The organism is Chitinimonas koreensis (genome assembly GCF_014353015.1).
GTDB lineage: Bacteria > Pseudomonadota > Gammaproteobacteria > Burkholderiales > Chitinimonadaceae > Chitinimonas > Chitinimonas koreensis.
The window spans coordinates 311,933-326,435 of record NZ_CP060704.1 but is presented as its reverse complement, the minus strand read 5'-3'; the positions used below and the strand labels follow the sequence as shown (position 1 = coordinate 326,435).

General features: G+C 72.1%; 18 protein-coding genes and 1 pseudogene. 13 read left to right on the top strand and 6 right to left on the bottom strand.

All coding sequences use genetic code 11. The annotated features are described in order from the left end of the window. Positions 1 to 38: 38 nt before the first annotated feature. Together H9L41_RS01335 and creD are read right to left on the bottom strand one after the other, a co-directional pair. Positions 39 to 491 (bottom strand): hypothetical protein, encoded by a 453-nt coding sequence (locus H9L41_RS01335; protein ID WP_028445767.1) that lies wholly within the window; start codon positions 489 to 491, stop codon positions 39 to 41. Then, a complete protein-coding gene (creD, locus tag H9L41_RS01330; RefSeq protein ID WP_028445766.1) occupies positions 488 to 1,816 on the bottom strand; it encodes a cell envelope integrity protein CreD in 1,329 nt (442 codons plus the stop codon). Before creD ends, H9L41_RS01335 begins: the two co-directional genes overlap by 4 nt. Before the next feature lie 269 nt (positions 1,817 to 2,085). On the opposite strand from creD, the gene H9L41_RS01325 reads away from it, so the two are divergent. The 13 genes and pseudogenes from H9L41_RS01325 (at position 2,086) to H9L41_RS01280 (ending at position 10,732) form a co-directional block, all read left to right on the top strand. Continuing rightward, positions 2,086 to 2,910 carry a c-type cytochrome gene (locus tag H9L41_RS01325; protein WP_051318910.1) on the top strand — a complete coding sequence of 275 codons (825 nt, stop codon included), beginning with the start codon at positions 2,086 to 2,088 and terminating at the stop codon, positions 2,908 to 2,910. A gap of 2 nt (positions 2,911 to 2,912) precedes the next feature. Continuing rightward, positions 2,913 to 4,274 carry a SulP family inorganic anion transporter gene (locus H9L41_RS01320; protein WP_051318909.1) on the top strand — a complete coding sequence of 454 codons (1,362 nt, stop codon included), beginning with the start codon at positions 2,913 to 2,915 and terminating at the stop codon, positions 4,272 to 4,274. 227 nt (positions 4,275 to 4,501) lie between these two features. Next, positions 4,502 to 5,026 carry a DsrE family protein gene (locus H9L41_RS01315; protein WP_084300095.1) on the top strand — a complete coding sequence of 175 codons (525 nt, stop codon included), beginning with the start codon at positions 4,502 to 4,504 and terminating at the stop codon, positions 5,024 to 5,026. Positions 5,027 to 5,267: 241 nt separating this feature from the next. After that, positions 5,268 to 6,035 carry a S49 family peptidase gene (locus tag H9L41_RS01310; protein ID WP_051318908.1) on the top strand — a complete coding sequence of 256 codons (768 nt, stop codon included), beginning with the start codon at positions 5,268 to 5,270 and terminating at the stop codon, positions 6,033 to 6,035. A gap of 13 nt (positions 6,036 to 6,048) precedes the next feature. Then, positions 6,049 to 6,888 carry an ABC transporter transmembrane domain-containing protein gene (locus H9L41_RS01305; protein ID WP_187523645.1) on the top strand — a complete coding sequence of 280 codons (840 nt, stop codon included), beginning with the start codon at positions 6,049 to 6,051 and terminating at the stop codon, positions 6,886 to 6,888. Next, positions 6,864 to 7,697 (top strand): ATP-binding cassette domain-containing protein, encoded by an 834-nt coding sequence (locus H9L41_RS01300; RefSeq protein WP_187523644.1) that lies wholly within the window; start codon positions 6,864 to 6,866, stop codon positions 7,695 to 7,697. The genes H9L41_RS01305 and H9L41_RS01300 overlap by 25 nt, the downstream gene beginning before the upstream one ends. Positions 7,698 to 7,747: 50 nt before the next feature. Further along, positions 7,748 to 8,236 (top strand): DsbC family protein, encoded by a 489-nt coding sequence (locus H9L41_RS01295; RefSeq protein ID WP_028445763.1) that lies wholly within the window; start codon positions 7,748 to 7,750, stop codon positions 8,234 to 8,236. 596 nt (positions 8,237 to 8,832) lie between these two features. Then, positions 8,833 to 9,045, top strand: a pseudogene (locus H9L41_RS25970) (hypothetical protein); the annotation flags it as partial. 130 nt (positions 9,046 to 9,175) lie between these two features. Continuing rightward, entirely contained in the window at positions 9,176 to 9,889 is a 714-nt protein-coding gene (locus H9L41_RS01285) for a DUF2987 domain-containing protein (RefSeq protein ID WP_028445761.1), read from the top strand. Positions 9,890 to 9,973: 84 nt separating this feature from the next. After that, positions 9,974 to 10,108, top strand: a complete 135-nt coding sequence (locus tag H9L41_RS24255; protein WP_265583913.1) for a hypothetical protein — start codon at positions 9,974 to 9,976, stop codon at positions 10,106 to 10,108. Positions 10,109 to 10,135: 27 nt separating this feature from the next. Next, positions 10,136 to 10,270 (top strand): hypothetical protein, encoded by a 135-nt coding sequence (locus H9L41_RS24250; RefSeq protein ID WP_265583912.1) that lies wholly within the window; start codon positions 10,136 to 10,138, stop codon positions 10,268 to 10,270. A 17-nt stretch (positions 10,271 to 10,287) separates the two neighbouring features. Continuing rightward, the gene (locus tag H9L41_RS24245; RefSeq protein ID WP_265583911.1) at positions 10,288 to 10,410 is read left to right on the top strand and encodes a hypothetical protein; all 123 of its coding nucleotides are present in this window, start codon (positions 10,288 to 10,290) and stop codon (positions 10,408 to 10,410) included. A gap of 79 nt (positions 10,411 to 10,489) precedes the next feature. Continuing rightward, entirely contained in the window at positions 10,490 to 10,732 is a 243-nt protein-coding gene (locus tag H9L41_RS01280) for an acyl carrier protein (RefSeq protein WP_028445760.1), read from the top strand. A gap of 6 nt (positions 10,733 to 10,738) precedes the next feature. On the opposite strand, the gene H9L41_RS01275 is transcribed toward H9L41_RS01280, so the two are convergent. From H9L41_RS01275 to H9L41_RS01260, 4 genes are read right to left on the bottom strand one after another with little or no spacing between them, the layout of a single operon-like run. Then, positions 10,739 to 11,503: a YdcF family protein gene (locus H9L41_RS01275; protein WP_028445759.1), complete on the bottom strand. Its 765-nt coding sequence runs from the start codon at positions 11,501 to 11,503 to the stop codon at positions 10,739 to 10,741. Then, a complete protein-coding gene (gene creC, locus H9L41_RS01270) occupies positions 11,500 to 12,918 on the bottom strand; it encodes a two-component system sensor histidine kinase CreC (RefSeq protein ID WP_028445758.1) in 1,419 nt (472 codons plus the stop codon). The genes H9L41_RS01275 and creC overlap by 4 nt, the downstream gene beginning before the upstream one ends. Continuing rightward, positions 12,915 to 13,601, bottom strand: a complete 687-nt coding sequence (creB, locus tag H9L41_RS01265) for a two-component system response regulator CreB (protein ID WP_028445757.1) — start codon at positions 13,599 to 13,601, stop codon at positions 12,915 to 12,917. Before creB ends, creC begins: the two co-directional genes overlap by 4 nt. A 32-nt stretch (positions 13,602 to 13,633) precedes the next feature. Further along, positions 13,634 to 14,476, bottom strand: a complete 843-nt coding sequence (locus H9L41_RS01260) for a DUF3034 family protein (RefSeq protein WP_084300091.1) — start codon at positions 14,474 to 14,476, stop codon at positions 13,634 to 13,636. Between the last annotated feature and the right edge of the window lie 27 nt (positions 14,477 to 14,503).

The following is a 14,503-nucleotide window of genomic DNA, read 5'->3' as shown; positions in this document are numbered from 1 at the left end:
CGTACCGGGGCGGCGCCGAGGGGCGCCGCGCGGCGGGTTCAGTCCGCCGGATAGGCGTGCAGCGCCATGTGCCGCTCGGCCAGCACGGCATAGCTCGCCGCGAGCGGCAGGTTGGCGCACATCAGCAGCAGCACCGCCAATGCCGGCTTCTGCCAGCGCCGGCCGGCGGCGGCGTGCAGCAGCCGCACCCGCCACAGCAGCCGCAGTCCGAGCGCGAACAGGACCAGGCCGCCCCAGGCCACGGCGAGGCCGGCCAGCACCCATGCATCGTCCAGGCCCGGCCACCACAGCGCCATCACCGCGCTGCCGGCCGCCATCGGCAGCAGGGCGCAGGCGGCGGCGGCCCGCAGCCGGCCGCGCATCAGGCCGGCATAGTGCCCGCTCTGGCGCAGGAGCCAGGCGTCGAGCCCGCGCGCGCCGCAGTAGCCCAGCAGCAGCGGCAGCCCGAGGCCGAAGCCGAGCAGGCCGGCGGAGAACAGGAGGAAGCTCATGCGCGCTCCTCGGCCTGCGGCCGGGCCACCGCGTACCAGTCGAGCTTGCGCGTCAGCATCATCACCGCGGTCAGCACGCCGAACAGCAGCAGCGAACCGAGCAGCAGCGCATGGTCTTCCGAGCGCAGCAGCAGGTAGAGCAGTCCGTACAGCGCCGCCAGCAGCGCGGCGAAGCCGAGGCCGCGCCAGTGGCCGCCGAGCGCATGGCCGGCGTAGATGCCGTTCTGCAGTACGCAGGCGCCGGCCGCCAGCGCGTAGGCCGGGGCGAAGGCCCATTGCTCGGCGAAGGACAGCAGCAGCAGGAAGAACACCGCCAGCGACAGGCCGACCAGGCCGTACTGCACCGGGTGGATCGCGACGCGCTTGAGCACTTCGGTGAGGAAGAAGGCGCAGAAGGTGAGGAAGACGAACAGGAAGCCGTACTTCACCGCGCGGTCGGTCTGCAGGTAGACGTCGACCGGCTCGATCAGCCGCACGCCGAGCGCGGCGGCGCGGAAGCCGTCGCATTCGCCGGCCTGGCAGCGGCCGAACAGCTCGTTCAGGTTGGTCGAAAACCAGCTGGTGCGCCAGCCGGCGACGAAGCCCTTGGCGTCGACCTGGCGGCGGTCGGGCAGGAAGCGGCCGTCGAAGCTCGGGTGCTGCCAGTCCGACCTCAGGCCGACCTCGCTGTCGCGGCCGAGCGGGATCAGACCGAAGCCGTCCATGCCCTCGAGCGCCAGCTCGAAGCTGAACGGCACGCTGGCGGCCTGGCCGTCGTAGGCCGGCAGCGGCGCATGGATGCCGTCGCCGAGCGGCTTGAGCCGCGCGCCGGGCTCGAAGGCGGCGGTCTGCGCCCCCCAGCTGGTGCGCGGGCTCTGCTTGATGCCGCGCACGTCGGCGATGCCGACGCTGAGGTAGGGCTGGCCCCAGCGCACGTCTGCGTCGGCCGGCAGGCCGGCGCGCGCCGGCAGCACGAAGCTGCCACCGACGGTGAGATCGGCGCGGTAGACCTGGGTACGGTAGATGCCGCGCTGGCGCGTCTGCGTGCTCAGCTTGCCGCCGACGGCCAGCTTGTCGGGCAGCAGGCGCACCTGCTCGTCGCGCCAGACCTCGCGCAGCTCGCCGCCCTGCTCGGTGCGCTCCAGGTAGCGGCGCTTGTAGGGCAGCACCCAGACCGGCCCGGCCAGAGTCTGGCTGCCGGCGACGCCGTCGGCGATCGAGGCGATGGCCTGGCGGCGGTAGTTCTGCCGCTCGCCGACCAGGCCGTCGACCATGGCCAGCGGGATCAGCAGCAGCAGGGCCAGCACGCCGATGGCGACCAGCTTCCACATCAACGACTTGAACATGACACTCCCCTTGATGAATGTGACCGCCGGAGTGTGGCCAAGCCGTATGCGGGTTTGATGCGCCGAAAATGAAGCCGTGTGAAGTCGCCGGTATTTGTTGCCAGCGGCACGGCTTGCCGGCGCGGCCAATGTGGCCTAGAAACATAGCTTTCCGGCATACGACCGAATATCGATCGGCAGCCGATCGTCATAGATATAAGAACGGCAACGCGGCTGCCCATGGCCGCGTCAACGCCGGCAATCCCGTCAACGGGATGGAGCGAGGACACGTGGAACGATCCCTGCCCGCCAACGGGCACGCGCCGTACCGCCGCGGCACGGCCATCGCCCGCCTGCTGGCCGGCGCCGGCCTGGCCTCGCTGCTGGCCTGGCCGGCGGCCGCCTCGACGCCCGGCGGCAATCCCCAGCGGCTCGAAGACCTGCCGCGCGACAAGTACGGCGAGCTGGTCCGGCAGGGCTACCGCATCTTCACCGACACCCCCAACCAGGCCCGCCGCTACAGCGGCAATGCGCTGTCGTGCGGCAGCTGCCACCTGGACGCCGGCCGCCGCGCCGGCGCCGCGCCGATGTGGGCGGCCTGGGGCATGTATCCGGCCTACCTGGCCAAGAGCGACCGCGTCGCCGGCTTCGACGAACGCATCCAGCAGTGCTTCCGCTTCAGCCTCAACGGCTTTCCGCCGCCGGCCGACAGCCAGGAGGTGAAGGCGCTGATGGCCTATGCCCACTGGCTGTCGCGCGGCGTGCCGGTCGGCCAGTCGCTGCCCGGCCGCGGCTTCCCCACCGTGCCGCGGACCGGCGCCGATCCCGATCCGCAGCGCGGCAAGGTGCTCTACGCCCAGCGCTGCGCCAGCTGCCACGGCCGCGACGGCGAAGGCCAGGCCGGTTTCCCGCCGCTGTGGGGCGCGCGCAGCTTCAACAAGGGCGCCGGGCTCAACCGGATCGACCTGATGGCCGGCTTCCTCAAGGCCAACATGCCCTATGGCCGGCCTGATCTCGACGACCAGTCGGCGCTCGACCTGGCGGCCTGGATCACCTTGCAGGAGCGCTGGCCCGATCCGCGCAAGGGCCTCCTGCGCGGCCTGCTGGAGAACTAGGGGTGCCGACCGGGAGCCTCCGCCGCCTCGCCGTCGCCGCGCCCATGCCGGCCTTGCGCCGCCCGGCGCCGGCCGAACAGGCCGCCGGGCCGGGCGACGCCGGGCCGGCCACGCCCCCGGCCGCCGGGCCGAAGGAGCCGAGGCCGGCCGGGCGCGCCGACCTGGCCGCCGGCTGGCTGTCGGCGGTCACCATGCTGCCGCAGGCCGTGGCGCTGGCCACGCTGGCCGGCCTGCCGCCCGAGATGGGCATCTACGCCTCGGTGCTGCCGGTGGCGATCGCCGCACTGGCCGGCCGCGCCCGGCTGCTGCTGTCCGGGCCCAATACCGCGGTATCCCTCCTGATCGCCGCCACGCTGGCGCCGCTGGCCACCCCGCAGGGCAGCGACTACATCGGCCTGGCGCTCGGGCTGACCCTGCTGGCCGGGCTGTGCCAGCTGGTCCTGGCGCTGACCGGCCTGGCCGGCCTGCTGCGCGCGATCCCCGATTTCGTCGCCCAGGGCGTCACCCTCGGCGTCGGCGCCATCCTCATGGTGTCGCAGCTGCCGACGGCGCTGGGCCTCCTGCCGGTCGCCGGCATGGAGCCCTGGCTGCCGGCGTGGTACGCGCTGGCCGGCTGGCCGCGCAGCAATCCCTACGCGCTGGCCGTGGTGGCCACGGCGATCGGCTGCGGGCTCTGGGCGCAGCGCCGCGGCGGCCGGCTCCATCCGCTGCTCGCCGCCCTGCTGGCCGGCACCGCAGCCGGCCTGCTGCTCGATTTCGTCTTCGGCGCCGCCACCTGCGGCCTGGAGCGGGTCGGCCACCTGGCCCTGCTGCCCTTGCCGTTCGGCCTGCCGGCGCTGGACTGGGGCGAGACCTACGTGCTCAAGCAGCTGCTGATCGGCGCGCTGTCCATCGCCGTGGTCGGCGGGCTGCAGACCACGGTGATCGCCCGCACCCTGGCCGGCCCGGCCGGCGGCCGCGACGATCCCTGCGGCGAGCTGCGGGCGCAGGGGCTGGGCAACCTGGCGGCGGCCTGCTGCGGCGGCTTCGCTGGCTCGGGTTCGTTCAACCGCACGGCCGCCCATGTCGCCGCCGGCGCCCGCACGCCGCTGGCCGCGGTCTGGTCGAGCGTGTTCCTGCTGCTGCTGGCCGTGCTGGCCGGCGGCGCGATCGCCTACATCCCGACCGGCGCCATGGCGGCCACCCTGCTGCTGGTCGGCTGGGGCCTGGCGCGCGGAGCCTGGCGAGCCGCCTGGCGGATGCCGCGCGCGGCGACCTGGGCCACGCTGGCGGTCGGCGCCTGCGCATTGTTTTCGGGCATCGTGCCGGCCATCGGCTGGGGCTGCGCGGCCGGCATTTTCTGCATGATACGCAACAGTAAATAAGCGATTGCCTAATGTGTGAATTCACGCTTGACACCGGCATGTAACACGGCAATTATCTCATCCATAATAAATAGCCGGCTGCATTCAATAACATCGAATCAGTCCGGGCGGTACGCGGTCACTTCCTGCATCATCTAAGAATGCAGCGCATGCGGTACGTACAAAGAATATTTTCCAAGGAGGAGCAAGTGGATCATCGCCACTTGGCGCGGGGCTTATTCGCGTCCATGCATTCAGATATCTCGCATTCGATTGTACGCTCGTTCAGGAATGCGTTTCTTTATATCCAGTCCCAATACCGTCCGATCGCCCGCGCGCTGCCGGGACTGATCCGCGCCACCCTCGCGCTGGCGCTGCTGGCCGCCGCCCAGCCGGCCCGCGCCGAAGCCGAGAGCGCGGCGCCGACCCTCACCGTCTACCACATCAGCGAAGGCGTCGAGCAGGCCTCGCGGGCCTTGCGCTTCGTCGCCAACCACCTGTCGGGCGACCCGTCGGCCCGCATCGTGCTGGTCGGGCACGGCCCCGGCGTCGACTTTCTGCTGGCCGACGCGGCCGACCGCAACGGCACCCAGTTCGCCCCCGGCATCCGCGAGCTGATCGCCCGCGGCGTCGAGTTCGAGGCCTGCAACAACACCCTGCTGTCCCGCCATATCGATCGATCGGCCCTGATCCCCGGGGTCAAGGTCGTGCCGTCCGGCGTGGTCGAACTGTCGCGGCTGCAGGCCAAGGGTTATGCCTACCTGAAGCCCTGATTTCCGTTCCGGATTCATTCCGGAATCGCTTCGGACATTATTCCCGACTTCGCTGGAATTCGTTTTGCCGATTCGATCGGCGAGCGGGGCCGATTTGACTTTCAATTCGGTCACCCAGGGAATTGGATTGAATTGGACGAATGTACGACCGAATCCGTCCAATTCGATTTTGGAGCAATTTCCTTAGTCCCGGAATTCAATTCCATTGTCCTAACAAACTTGAACGATTCGGATCGATCGAATGATTCGTGCTGCCTCGCGCGCCATTGCGGTGCTCAATATCAGCGGACGCATTTCCGATGCCACCGCGCTGGCGGTCTTCCTGGCCGTGCAGCGGGTCGAATGGGACAAGCGCCGCATCGGCGGGCTGATCCTGCGCATCTGCAGCGAAGGCGGCTCGCTGGCCGCGGCCCAGTCGATCGGCGACACCCTGGCGCTGCTGCGGCGCGAGACCGACATCCCGGTCGCGGCCGTGATCGAGGACATGGCGCTGTCGGCCGGCTTCTACCTGGCTCTGGCCGCCGACGTAGTGGTGGCGGCGCCGGCGGCCAACGTCGGCTGCGTCGGCGCCATCATCGGCAGCTACGACCTCGAAGGCCTCGAGCAGCGGCTCGGCATCCGCCACCACGTGGTCAAGAGCGGGCCGATGAAGGACCAGCCGAGCCTGCACCATGCGCCCGACGCGGCGGCCGGCGCCGCGCTGCAGGGCCTGGTCGACGACATCCACGCCCAGTTCGTCGAATGGATCGTGGCGCGGCGCAAGCTGGCGCGGCTGCCCGAGCAGGTGGCCGACGGCCGCTCGCTGTCGGGCCGGCAGGCCCATGCGCTGGGCCTGATCGACCTCACCGGCGGGATGGCCGGCGCGGTCGCCCACCTGGCCGAGACGGCCGGACTCGGCCAGGCCGAGCTGATCGTCATCGAGACCGAATCGCGCAGCGCTTCGCCGCTGGCCAAGCTGGCCGAGATGCTGCCGCTGGGCCAGCTGGTCAGCCGGCTGCTGAAGCTGTAGGCGGAACCCGGCCATGCGCATCGTCCGCTTCCTCGCCGCCGCCTCGCCGCTCGCCCTCGCCGGCGCGGCGCTGGCCGGCATGCTGGGCGGCGCCGCGCTCGCCGGCGCCATCGGCATGATCGACCGGCTGCTCGCCGACGGCGGCTGGCGCAGCCTCGGCCAGGGGCCGCAGGGGCTGGCCTACCTGGCCGGCGCACTGGCGGTCGGCGGGCTCACCTACCTGTCGGGCAGCCTGGTGGCGGGGCTGATGCAGCGCCGGCTGGCCGGGCTGCGGCAGCAGCTGTGCGAGCGCATCCTGGCCACCGAGCTGGTGCGGCTGGAAAAGCTGGGCGGGGCGGCGCTGCTGACCCTGCTGTCGGACGACCTGAACCGGCTGGCCCAGGGCGCCGCCGCACTGCCGGTACTGGTGATCGACCTGTCGATCTGCCTGGCCATCCTGGCCTACATCGCGGTGCTGAGCCCGGCGCTGTTCCTGCTGGTGGCCGGCGGCCAGGCGCTCACGCTGCTGGCGATGGCGGTCTTCTTCGGCCGCTACGAGACCCGGCTGCGCGCCGCCCAGCCGGGCCGGCAGGCGCTGATGCAGTGCTTCCAGCTGCTGGTCGGCGCCACCAAGCCGCTCAAGCAGCGCCAGGCGCTGCGCGACGCCTTCCTCGACCAGCTGTACCGGCCCACCGTGCAGCAGGTGATGCGGGACGCCGACCGCTGCAATTCGCTCGGCGTGGGCATGGATTCGGTGGCCAAGGTCGCCTTCCTGCTCGCGGTCGGCTCGATCCTGCTGGCCGCCGCCTGGCTGCCGGCCTGGCCGGCGGCGAGGCGCTGCGCAGCGCGGTGCTGGCCTACATGTTCATGGTGACGCCGTTCTCGTCGGCGCTGAACACCCTGGCCCGGCTGTTCGAGGCCGACGCCGCGCTGGCCAAGATCCAGCGCAGCGAGCTGGCCGCCGCCGAGCCGGCCGGCCCGGCCGCCGCCGTCGGCGCGGTGCAGACGCTCGGCCTGCGCGGCGCGCGCTACCGGCACCGCGACGAGGCCGGCCGGCCCGGCTTCGCGCTGGGGCCGCTCGACCTGGAGCTGCGGCGCGGCGAGATCGTGCTGCTCAAGGGCGGCAACGGCAGCGGCAAGACCACGCTGGCCAAGCTGCTGGCCGGCCTCTACCGGCCGCAGGAGGGCAGCCTGCTGCTCGACGGCGCGCCGCTGGAGGCGGGCTCGGCCCGTTACCGCGAGTGCTTCGGCGCCAGCTGGAGCGACGACGTCCAGCCGCTGATCCACCTGCCGGCCGCCGCCGGCGCCGCGCAGGAGGCCGAGGCGCTGTGGCGCAGCTTCGGCCTCGACGCGGCCCTGCCTTTCCGCGCCGGCTGGGTCGATTGCAGCGCGCTGTCGACCGGCCAGCGCCAGCGCGCCGCCCTGGTCGGCCTGCTGCTCGGCGACAGCCCCTTCCTGGTGCTCGACGAATGGGCCGCCAACCAGGACCCGGCCTACCGGCGCCGCTACTACCAGGACATCCTGCCCGGCCTGCGCCGCCGCGGCCTGGGCGTCCTGCTGATCTCGCACGACGACGAGGCCGAGGCCTGCGCCGACCGGGTGGTCGAGCTGCGCGCCGGCCAGGCGCTGGTCCGGCCGGCGGCCGCCGGCAGCCTGCGCGCGCCGCAGCTGGACCCGGCCTGAACGGCGCGGCCGGATAGAGACGAGAAGATGGATCAAGGAGGAACACCCCGATGCTGGAAACTCTGATGTCGCTCGCCTGCGGTCTGGGCGTCTGCGGCGCGACCAACACCAAGTTCGACGCCCTGCCGCTCGAACAGGCCATCGTCTATCGCCAGGGCAGCGGCGAGCAGAAGCTCGCCGTCTTCACCGACATCGGCTGCGAGGCCTGCCACGACCTGCACCGCGAGCTCAAGGTGCTCAAGGACACCACGGTCTACGTCTTCCTGCTGCCGATCACCGCCAGCGAATCCAAGCAGCTGGCCAGCACCGCGCTGTGCTCGGGCAACCCGGCCCAGGCGCTGGACCAGATGATGGAAGGCGCCCAGCTGACCGCGCCGGCCTGCGACGCCGGGCTCGAGCGCTACCTGCAGCTCGGCCGCCAGCTCGGCTTCAAGGCCACGCCGGCGCTGGTGGTGCCGAGCGGCAAGATCAAGTACGGCAGCGGCTGGAAGCGCGGCGAGCTGGCCGCCTGGACCCTCGCCGGGCAGCAGCGGCCATGAACCTGACCTCCGTGCTCCGTTCCGGCTTCGGCCGCCGCCTGAGCGCCCTGCCGATCCGCCTCTACCGCGGCATCGGCTGGGCGGTCGGCAGCGCCCACTACCTGGCCGACGCCAGCGACTGCCGCAGCGACATCCTGCCGCTGATCCGCGACGCGCTCGGCGTCGGCTTCTGGCGCGGCCACGCGATCGCCTGGCGCGCGGTGGTGACGTCCACGCTGTACGCCTTCGACAGCGCCTACCTGCTGCACGCCCCGGCGCGGCGGCTCGAGCGGCTCAACGCCAGCCGCAACCGCTGCGTCGGCGAGGACCGGCTGGCCGCGGCGATGGCCCATGGCCGCGGCGTGGTGCTGGCGGCGTCCAATTTCTCCTGCTTCTACTACGGGATGATGGCGCCGCTGGCCGGCGCAGCGCAGGCCGAGGCGAGCCAGTTCACGCTGGTGCGGCCGCCGGTCGACTCGGCCGACCCGCTGTTCGACGCGCTCTACCGCCGCACGCTGGCGATCGGCGGCCGGCCGTTCCAGTTCATCGAGACCGGCGACCGGCGGGCCGCACTCGATTTCCTGCTGGCGCTGCGCCGCAACCGGGTGGTGGTCTGCATGGTCGACTACGTCGACGCCGACCTGATGATGGTGCCGGCGCCCTTCTTCGGCCGGCCGTCCTGCCTCGCCGCCGGCGCGCTGATGATGGCCGACAAGACCGGCTCGCCGGTGCTGACCTGCACCACGCGCTACGTCGGCGGCGGCTTCGAGACCCGTTTCGGCGAACCGATCGACCCGGCCGACTGCCCGCACGAGGACCGCGTCAGCTGGCTGGCCGACCGGCTCAACGCCGCGCTGGAGCAGGACATCGTCGAGGCGCCCGGCAAGTGGGCGCGTGGGGTTCGCTGCGGGCCAAGTGGTACTACGGCGAGCAGATCGCCGCGGCGGAATGAGGACCGGCATGAAGCGATCCATCCGCACCGCCGCGCTGAGCCTGCTGCTGGCCCTGGCAGGCGCCGTCCCGGCCGCCGACGAGGGCCGCGCCTGGGCGCCCTACAACGAGCTCTACGATCTCTATGCGCGCTTCCAGTCGATCCCGCCCGAGCAGCGCGACAAGCTGCGCTTCCGCCTGCGGGTGAAGCCGGTCGACAAGAACATCGCGCTGAGCCAGGTCCAGCTGACGCTGGTCGGCCCCGGCGGCCGCACGCCGATCCCGATCGACGCCCAGGGCGCGCTCGACTTCCCGCTGTCGGACCAGCTGCACCGCGACAACCCGACCATCCATACCAACCTGCCGGCCGGCCGCAAGCTGGCGGTCAACGTCGACGTGCTGGTGAACCTGCCGCCGCGCACCCGCTTCCGCGCCGACGAACTGGCCGAGCTGGGCCGCCAGGCCGACCGCAGCGTGCGCAGCCGGGCCGGCATCTGGAGCTTCTTCATGCCCAAGGCCGACGGCATCGAGCTGCGCCTGGCCGAGCAGCAGGGCGCCTGGGTCCGGCTGCTGTCGGGCAAGGCCGAACAGCGGCTGGCGCCCAATTCGCAGGGCCGCTTCCGGCTGGCCTTCGACGCGCTCGGCGACGCCGCCGACGGCCAGGTGCTGCTGTCGGCGCCGGTGCTCGAGGCGCGCCCGCACTACCCGGTCAACATGGAGCTGTTCGTCGACTCGGAAGGCTGAGCCGCATCCCCATCCGGGGCGGGCGGTTCCTTGCGCCGCCGCCCGCCCGTCATCCCCAGGCGCATTACTTCAGGAGTCTATGCAATGAAGCAAGTCAAGGTTCTCCGCGTGTTCTCGAGCAAGGGCAGCAAGGTCCGCGTCGCCGTTCCGGCGACCGTCGCACCCAAGAGCATGGTCGGCGCGTTCAAGTGCTGCTGCTCCAACGAAGCCAATAACTAAATCGACACCGGACAGAGGAGCTCCACCATGAAGCAAACCAAGATCCTGCGCGTCGTCGCCAAGAAGGGCGACGTGGTCCGCGTGGCCGTCCCGGCCGTCAAGGCACCGAAGAGCCTGGTCGGCGCCTTCAAGTGCTGCTGTTCCAACGAAGCCAACAACTGATCCTCGAGGAGAACGTCATGCAAGCCAAAGTCCTGCGCGTCATTGCCAAGAAGGGCCAAACGGTCCGCGTCGCCGTGCCCGCCATCCAGGCTCCCAAGAGCCTGGTCGGTGCGTTCAAGTGCTGCTGCTCCAGCGAATAAGCAGTAAGCCCGGCCGCTAGGTCCCGGCCCCGCCGCACTCGCTGCGGGCCGGTCCCGCCCCATTTTCCTGGAGGTGACCATGGATACCCTACGCACCCGGCTCGTCGCCCTCGTGGCCGAGCACCTCGGCCAACCCGTCGAACAGGTCCAGTCCGCCCGCAGCCTGGCCGACCTCGGCGTCGACTCGCTCGAACTGATCGACCTGATCGCCACGGTGGAAACCGCCTTCGACATCACGATTCCCGACGATCGCCTCGAGCGGATCGACAGCATCGACCAACTGGTCGCCGCGGTCGACGAGCTGGCGCTCGCGCGCGCCTGATCCGGCCTAGCCGCGCAGCCGCTGCGCCAGCAGCCCCAGCCATTCGTGCGCGGCATAGTGGCCGGCCATCGCCGCCTCGCCGCTCGGCAGCCAGGCGAAACGGCCAAGGCTGCCGCCCTGGTAGCGCGTCGGCGCGGCGATCACCGCGAAGCCGGCGCGGCGGAATTCGGCCGCGGCCCGCGGCAGGTGGGCGGCATCGCTGACCAGCGCGACGCGGCGGATGCCGGCCGGCAGCAGCAGGCGGGCGCTGGCGTCGGCATTGCCGGCGGTATCGAGCGAGCCGGCTTCGAGCCAGCGCGCGGCCAGGCCGAAATCCTGCCGCAGCGACTGATCCATCAGCACCGCCTCGGGCAGGCCGCCCGACGGTGCGCCGCCGCTGAGCAATAGCGGCAGGCCGGTCTGCCGCGCCAGCCGAGCGCCGTAGCGCAGCCGCGCCAGCGTTATGGCGCTGATCGTCTCGCCGCCGTATTCCGGCGCGACGCGGTCGCGGCCGCCGGCCAGCACCACGATCGCCTGCGCCTGGCGCAGGGCCGCCGGGCCGGCCGGCGGCGCCGATTCGAGCGGCTCGAGCAACAGGCGCACGCCGACCGGCGCGCTGCACAGCCACAGCGCCAGCAAGCCGGCCACGGCCAGGCCGCAGCCCCGGCGCGGCCGGCGGCGCAATAGCAGCAGACCCGCCAGCACCAGCAGCAAGGGCAAGACCGGCGGCAGCAGCAGCGCCGAACACAGCTTCTTGAGCCAGAACAGCATCCCCGGGCCGGCCGCCGTCATGCCGGCAGCGCCAGCGTGGCCAGCGCGCCGCCGCCGGCCGCGTTGGCCAGCATGACGCGGCCGCCGTGCAAGCTGGCCACCTCGCGCACGAAGGGCAGGCCCAGGCCGGTCGACTTGCGGCCGTCGCCGGGCCGCGGCAGCGAGTAGAAGCGCTCGAACACCCGCTCGAGCGCGTAGTCGGGCACGCCCGGCCCGTGATCGCGCACCGTGATCGTCACCGTCCCGCCCGCCTGCGTCGCGCCCAGTTCGATGCGGCCGCCGGCCGGCGAGAAGGCGATGGCGTTGTCGAGCAGGTTGGACAGCGCCTGGCCGAGCAGGAAGCGCTCGCCGCGCAGAGTCAGGCCGTCGGCCGCCTCGACCGCCACCGCCAGCCCGCCGGCGCGCAGCGCGGCCGACTTGGCCTCGACCGCCTCGGCCAGCAGCGCGGCCAGCGCGATCGGCTCGACGTCCTCGAGCGCGCGGCGGCTCTCGAGCTGGGCCAGCGCCAGCAGCCGGTCGATGATGCTGCCGAGCCGGGCCGACTCGTGCCGGATATGGCCGAGGAAATGCGCCTGGTCGGCCGGCGCCATGTCGGCGTCGATCAGTTCGGCCGCGCCGCGGATCGCCGCCAGCGGACTCTTCAGCTCGTGGGTCAGCGCATGCACGTAGTCCTCGACGTAGCGCTTGCCGTCGAGCTCGCTGCGCATGCCTTCGAGCGCGCGGCCGAGCACGCCGACCTCGCCGCCGCCGAAATCGGGCGCCGCCACCCGCTCGCCGCGGCCGACCGCGCGCGCGTAGTCGACCAGCCGGCCGAGCGAGCGCGTCAGCCCCCAGGCCAGCAGGCCGCCGACCACCAGCGAGGCCGCCAGCACCAGCGCGCCGGCACGGGCCAGGCCGAAGAAGGCCTGCTCGAAGAACGGCTCGACCGCGCTCGACGGCTTGGCCACGGTGACCACGCCGATGATGCGGCCACCGTCGCGGATCGGCGCCGCCACGTGCATCACCGAGCTCTGCTGGTCGGCCGGATGGCTGGTGCGCGCGCCGTAGCGGCCGTGCAGCGTCAGGTAGACGTCGTTCCAGCGCGAGTAGTCCTGGCCGACCGCCAGGTGGTCCGAGTCGTACAGCACGCGGCCCTGCGCGTCGGTGATGTAGATCCGGTGGTTGGGCCGGTCCTTCTTGATGCCCCAGATGTCGGCGTCGAGCCGGCGCGCGGCGAAATCCTCCAGCCGCCGGGCGAACACGCCGTTGCCGACGGTGCCGGCCTTGACCTCGTCGCGCGCCAGCTCGGCCAGCAGGTTGGCGGTGTCGACCAGGGTGTCCTCCATCGACTGGCGCAGCGCCGGCTGCAGCCGGTCGCGCGCGTTGTCGAGCAGGAACCAGGCGGCGAGGCCGACCACCAGGAAATAGCCGAGGAAGATGCGGAAGACGATCCTCACGGCCGCGGCCCGCCGTGCCAGCTCAGGCTGTAGCCGAGGCCGCGGTGGGTGCGGATCGGGTCGAGCCCGGGCGCGGCCGCGCGCAGCTTCTGCCGCAGGCTCTTGATATGGGCGTCGACGGTGCGCTCGAAGCTCGCCTCGGGCTCGTCCCAGGCGCGATCCATCAGCTGGGCGCGGCTGAACACCCGCTCGGGCTCGGCCAGCAGGGCGGCCAGCAGGCGGTATTCGTAGCGGGTCAGCTCGAGCGCGACGCCGTCGACGCTGATGCGCGCGCGCAGCGCGTCGTGCACCAGGCCGATGCCGGCCGCGGCAGGCTGGCCGGTGCCGCGGCGCAGGATGGCCTTGACCCGGCCGGCCAGCTCGCGCGGGCTGAACGGCTTGACCACGTAGTCGTCGGCGCCGATCTCGAAGCCGACCACCCGGTCGATCTCCTCGCCGCGCGCGGTCAGGAAGACCACCGGCACCGTCGACGTACGCCGCACCGCCTTGCAGACCTCGAAGCCGCTCTGGTCGGGCAGGCCGACGTCGAGGATCAGCAGGTCGGCGCCGGCGGCGGCGAAATCGGCCAGCAGCGCACCGCCGAGCAGGTGGTGGCGCACGTCGTAGCCTTCGCGGCCGAGCGCGTAGACCACGGTATCGGCGATGGCGGCCTCGTCCTCGGCCAGCAGGATGCGCTTGTTCATGGGCGCGATTGTAGCGGCCGGCGGCCGCCCGGCTAGAAATCGGCCTTCAGCGACAGGTAGGGCCCGCGCTGGCCGTCCTTGTCGGCGATGTTGCCGAGCTCGGTATGCGCCAGCGTCAGCGCCAGGCGCTTGTTCGGCACCCAGGCGACGAAGGCGTCGCCGAAGCCGTCCTCCTTGAAGGCCGACAGGTTGTCCGGCTTCTGCCGCCACTCGGCGCCGACGATCAGGCGGTCGGTCAGGAACAGCGCCGCGCTGCCCTCGAAGCGCAGCTGGCGCGCATCCGACTTGTCGCCGCCGAAGCCGAGGATGCCGAGCTGGTTGGCGCGGGTGTAGCGCAGCGTGCCGTTGAGCAGGGTGCTGCGGCCGGCCAGGCCGTCGAGCCAGACCTTGGTGGCGGCGAGGTAGAGCTCGACGTCGCTGCCGCGGCGGGCGCCGACGAGGCGCGGCACCAGATCGAAATCGCGGTTGCGCTTGTGCATCAGGCCGATCGCCAGCTGCGGCCAGGGCCGGTCCTGGTCGACCACCGCGTCGCCGTAGACGCGCCACTTGGCGCCGACCACCTCCTGCCGGATCGCCTGGCCCGGCACGGTGTCGCCGAGGTCGAAGCGCTGGCGCGCGAACGACAGCTCGACCCGGTCGAACAGGCCGATCGCCGCGCCGGCCGATTCGAGCCGGAAGCCCTGGCTCTGCACCCGGGTATAGAAGGCGTTGCCGCCGACCTCGTCGGCGGTGCCGTAGCCGGCGATCAGGGCCCACGGCGCCAGGCCGCCGCCGGCGGCGCCCTCGAGCTGGGTGACGCCGCCGGTGGCGGGCAGGCGGCCGCCGGCCAGCGCGGGCAGGGCAGTGGCGAGCAGCAGGGCGAGGGGGGCGCGCATGGGCATACTCCGCATGGGGGATGGCGC

What these genes read in the sequence shown, in the direction of transcription:
- H9L41_RS01335 (WP_028445767.1), bottom strand. Translation starts at nt 491, where the DNA reads ATGAGCTTCCTCCTGTTCTCCGCCGGCCTGCTCGGCTTCGGCCTCGGG.
- creD (WP_028445766.1), bottom strand. Translation starts at nt 1,816, where the DNA reads ATGTTCAAGTCGTTGATGTGGAAGCTGGTCGCCATCGGCGTGCTGGCC.
- H9L41_RS01315 (WP_084300095.1), top strand. Translation starts at nt 4,502, where the DNA reads ATGCATTCAGATATCTCGCATTCGATTGTACGCTCGTTCAGGAATGCG.
- H9L41_RS01310 (WP_051318908.1), top strand. Translation starts at nt 5,268, where the DNA reads ATGATTCGTGCTGCCTCGCGCGCCATTGCGGTGCTCAATATCAGCGGA.
- H9L41_RS01305 (WP_187523645.1), top strand. Translation starts at nt 6,049, where the DNA reads ATGCGCATCGTCCGCTTCCTCGCCGCCGCCTCGCCGCTCGCCCTCGCC.
- H9L41_RS01295 (WP_028445763.1), top strand. Translation starts at nt 7,748, where the DNA reads ATGCTGGAAACTCTGATGTCGCTCGCCTGCGGTCTGGGCGTCTGCGGC.
- H9L41_RS01285 (WP_028445761.1), top strand. Translation starts at nt 9,176, where the DNA reads ATGAAGCGATCCATCCGCACCGCCGCGCTGAGCCTGCTGCTGGCCCTG.
- H9L41_RS24255 (WP_265583913.1), top strand. Translation starts at nt 9,974, where the DNA reads ATGAAGCAAGTCAAGGTTCTCCGCGTGTTCTCGAGCAAGGGCAGCAAG.
- H9L41_RS24250 (WP_265583912.1), top strand. Translation starts at nt 10,136, where the DNA reads ATGAAGCAAACCAAGATCCTGCGCGTCGTCGCCAAGAAGGGCGACGTG.
- H9L41_RS24245 (WP_265583911.1), top strand. Translation starts at nt 10,288, where the DNA reads ATGCAAGCCAAAGTCCTGCGCGTCATTGCCAAGAAGGGCCAAACGGTC.
- H9L41_RS01280 (WP_028445760.1), top strand. Translation starts at nt 10,490, where the DNA reads ATGGATACCCTACGCACCCGGCTCGTCGCCCTCGTGGCCGAGCACCTC.
- H9L41_RS01275 (WP_028445759.1), bottom strand. Translation starts at nt 11,503, where the DNA reads ATGACGGCGGCCGGCCCGGGGATGCTGTTCTGGCTCAAGAAGCTGTGT.
- creB (WP_028445757.1), bottom strand. Translation starts at nt 13,601, where the DNA reads ATGAACAAGCGCATCCTGCTGGCCGAGGACGAGGCCGCCATCGCCGAT.
- H9L41_RS01260 (WP_084300091.1), bottom strand. Translation starts at nt 14,476, where the DNA reads ATGCGCGCCCCCCTCGCCCTGCTGCTCGCCACTGCCCTGCCCGCGCTG.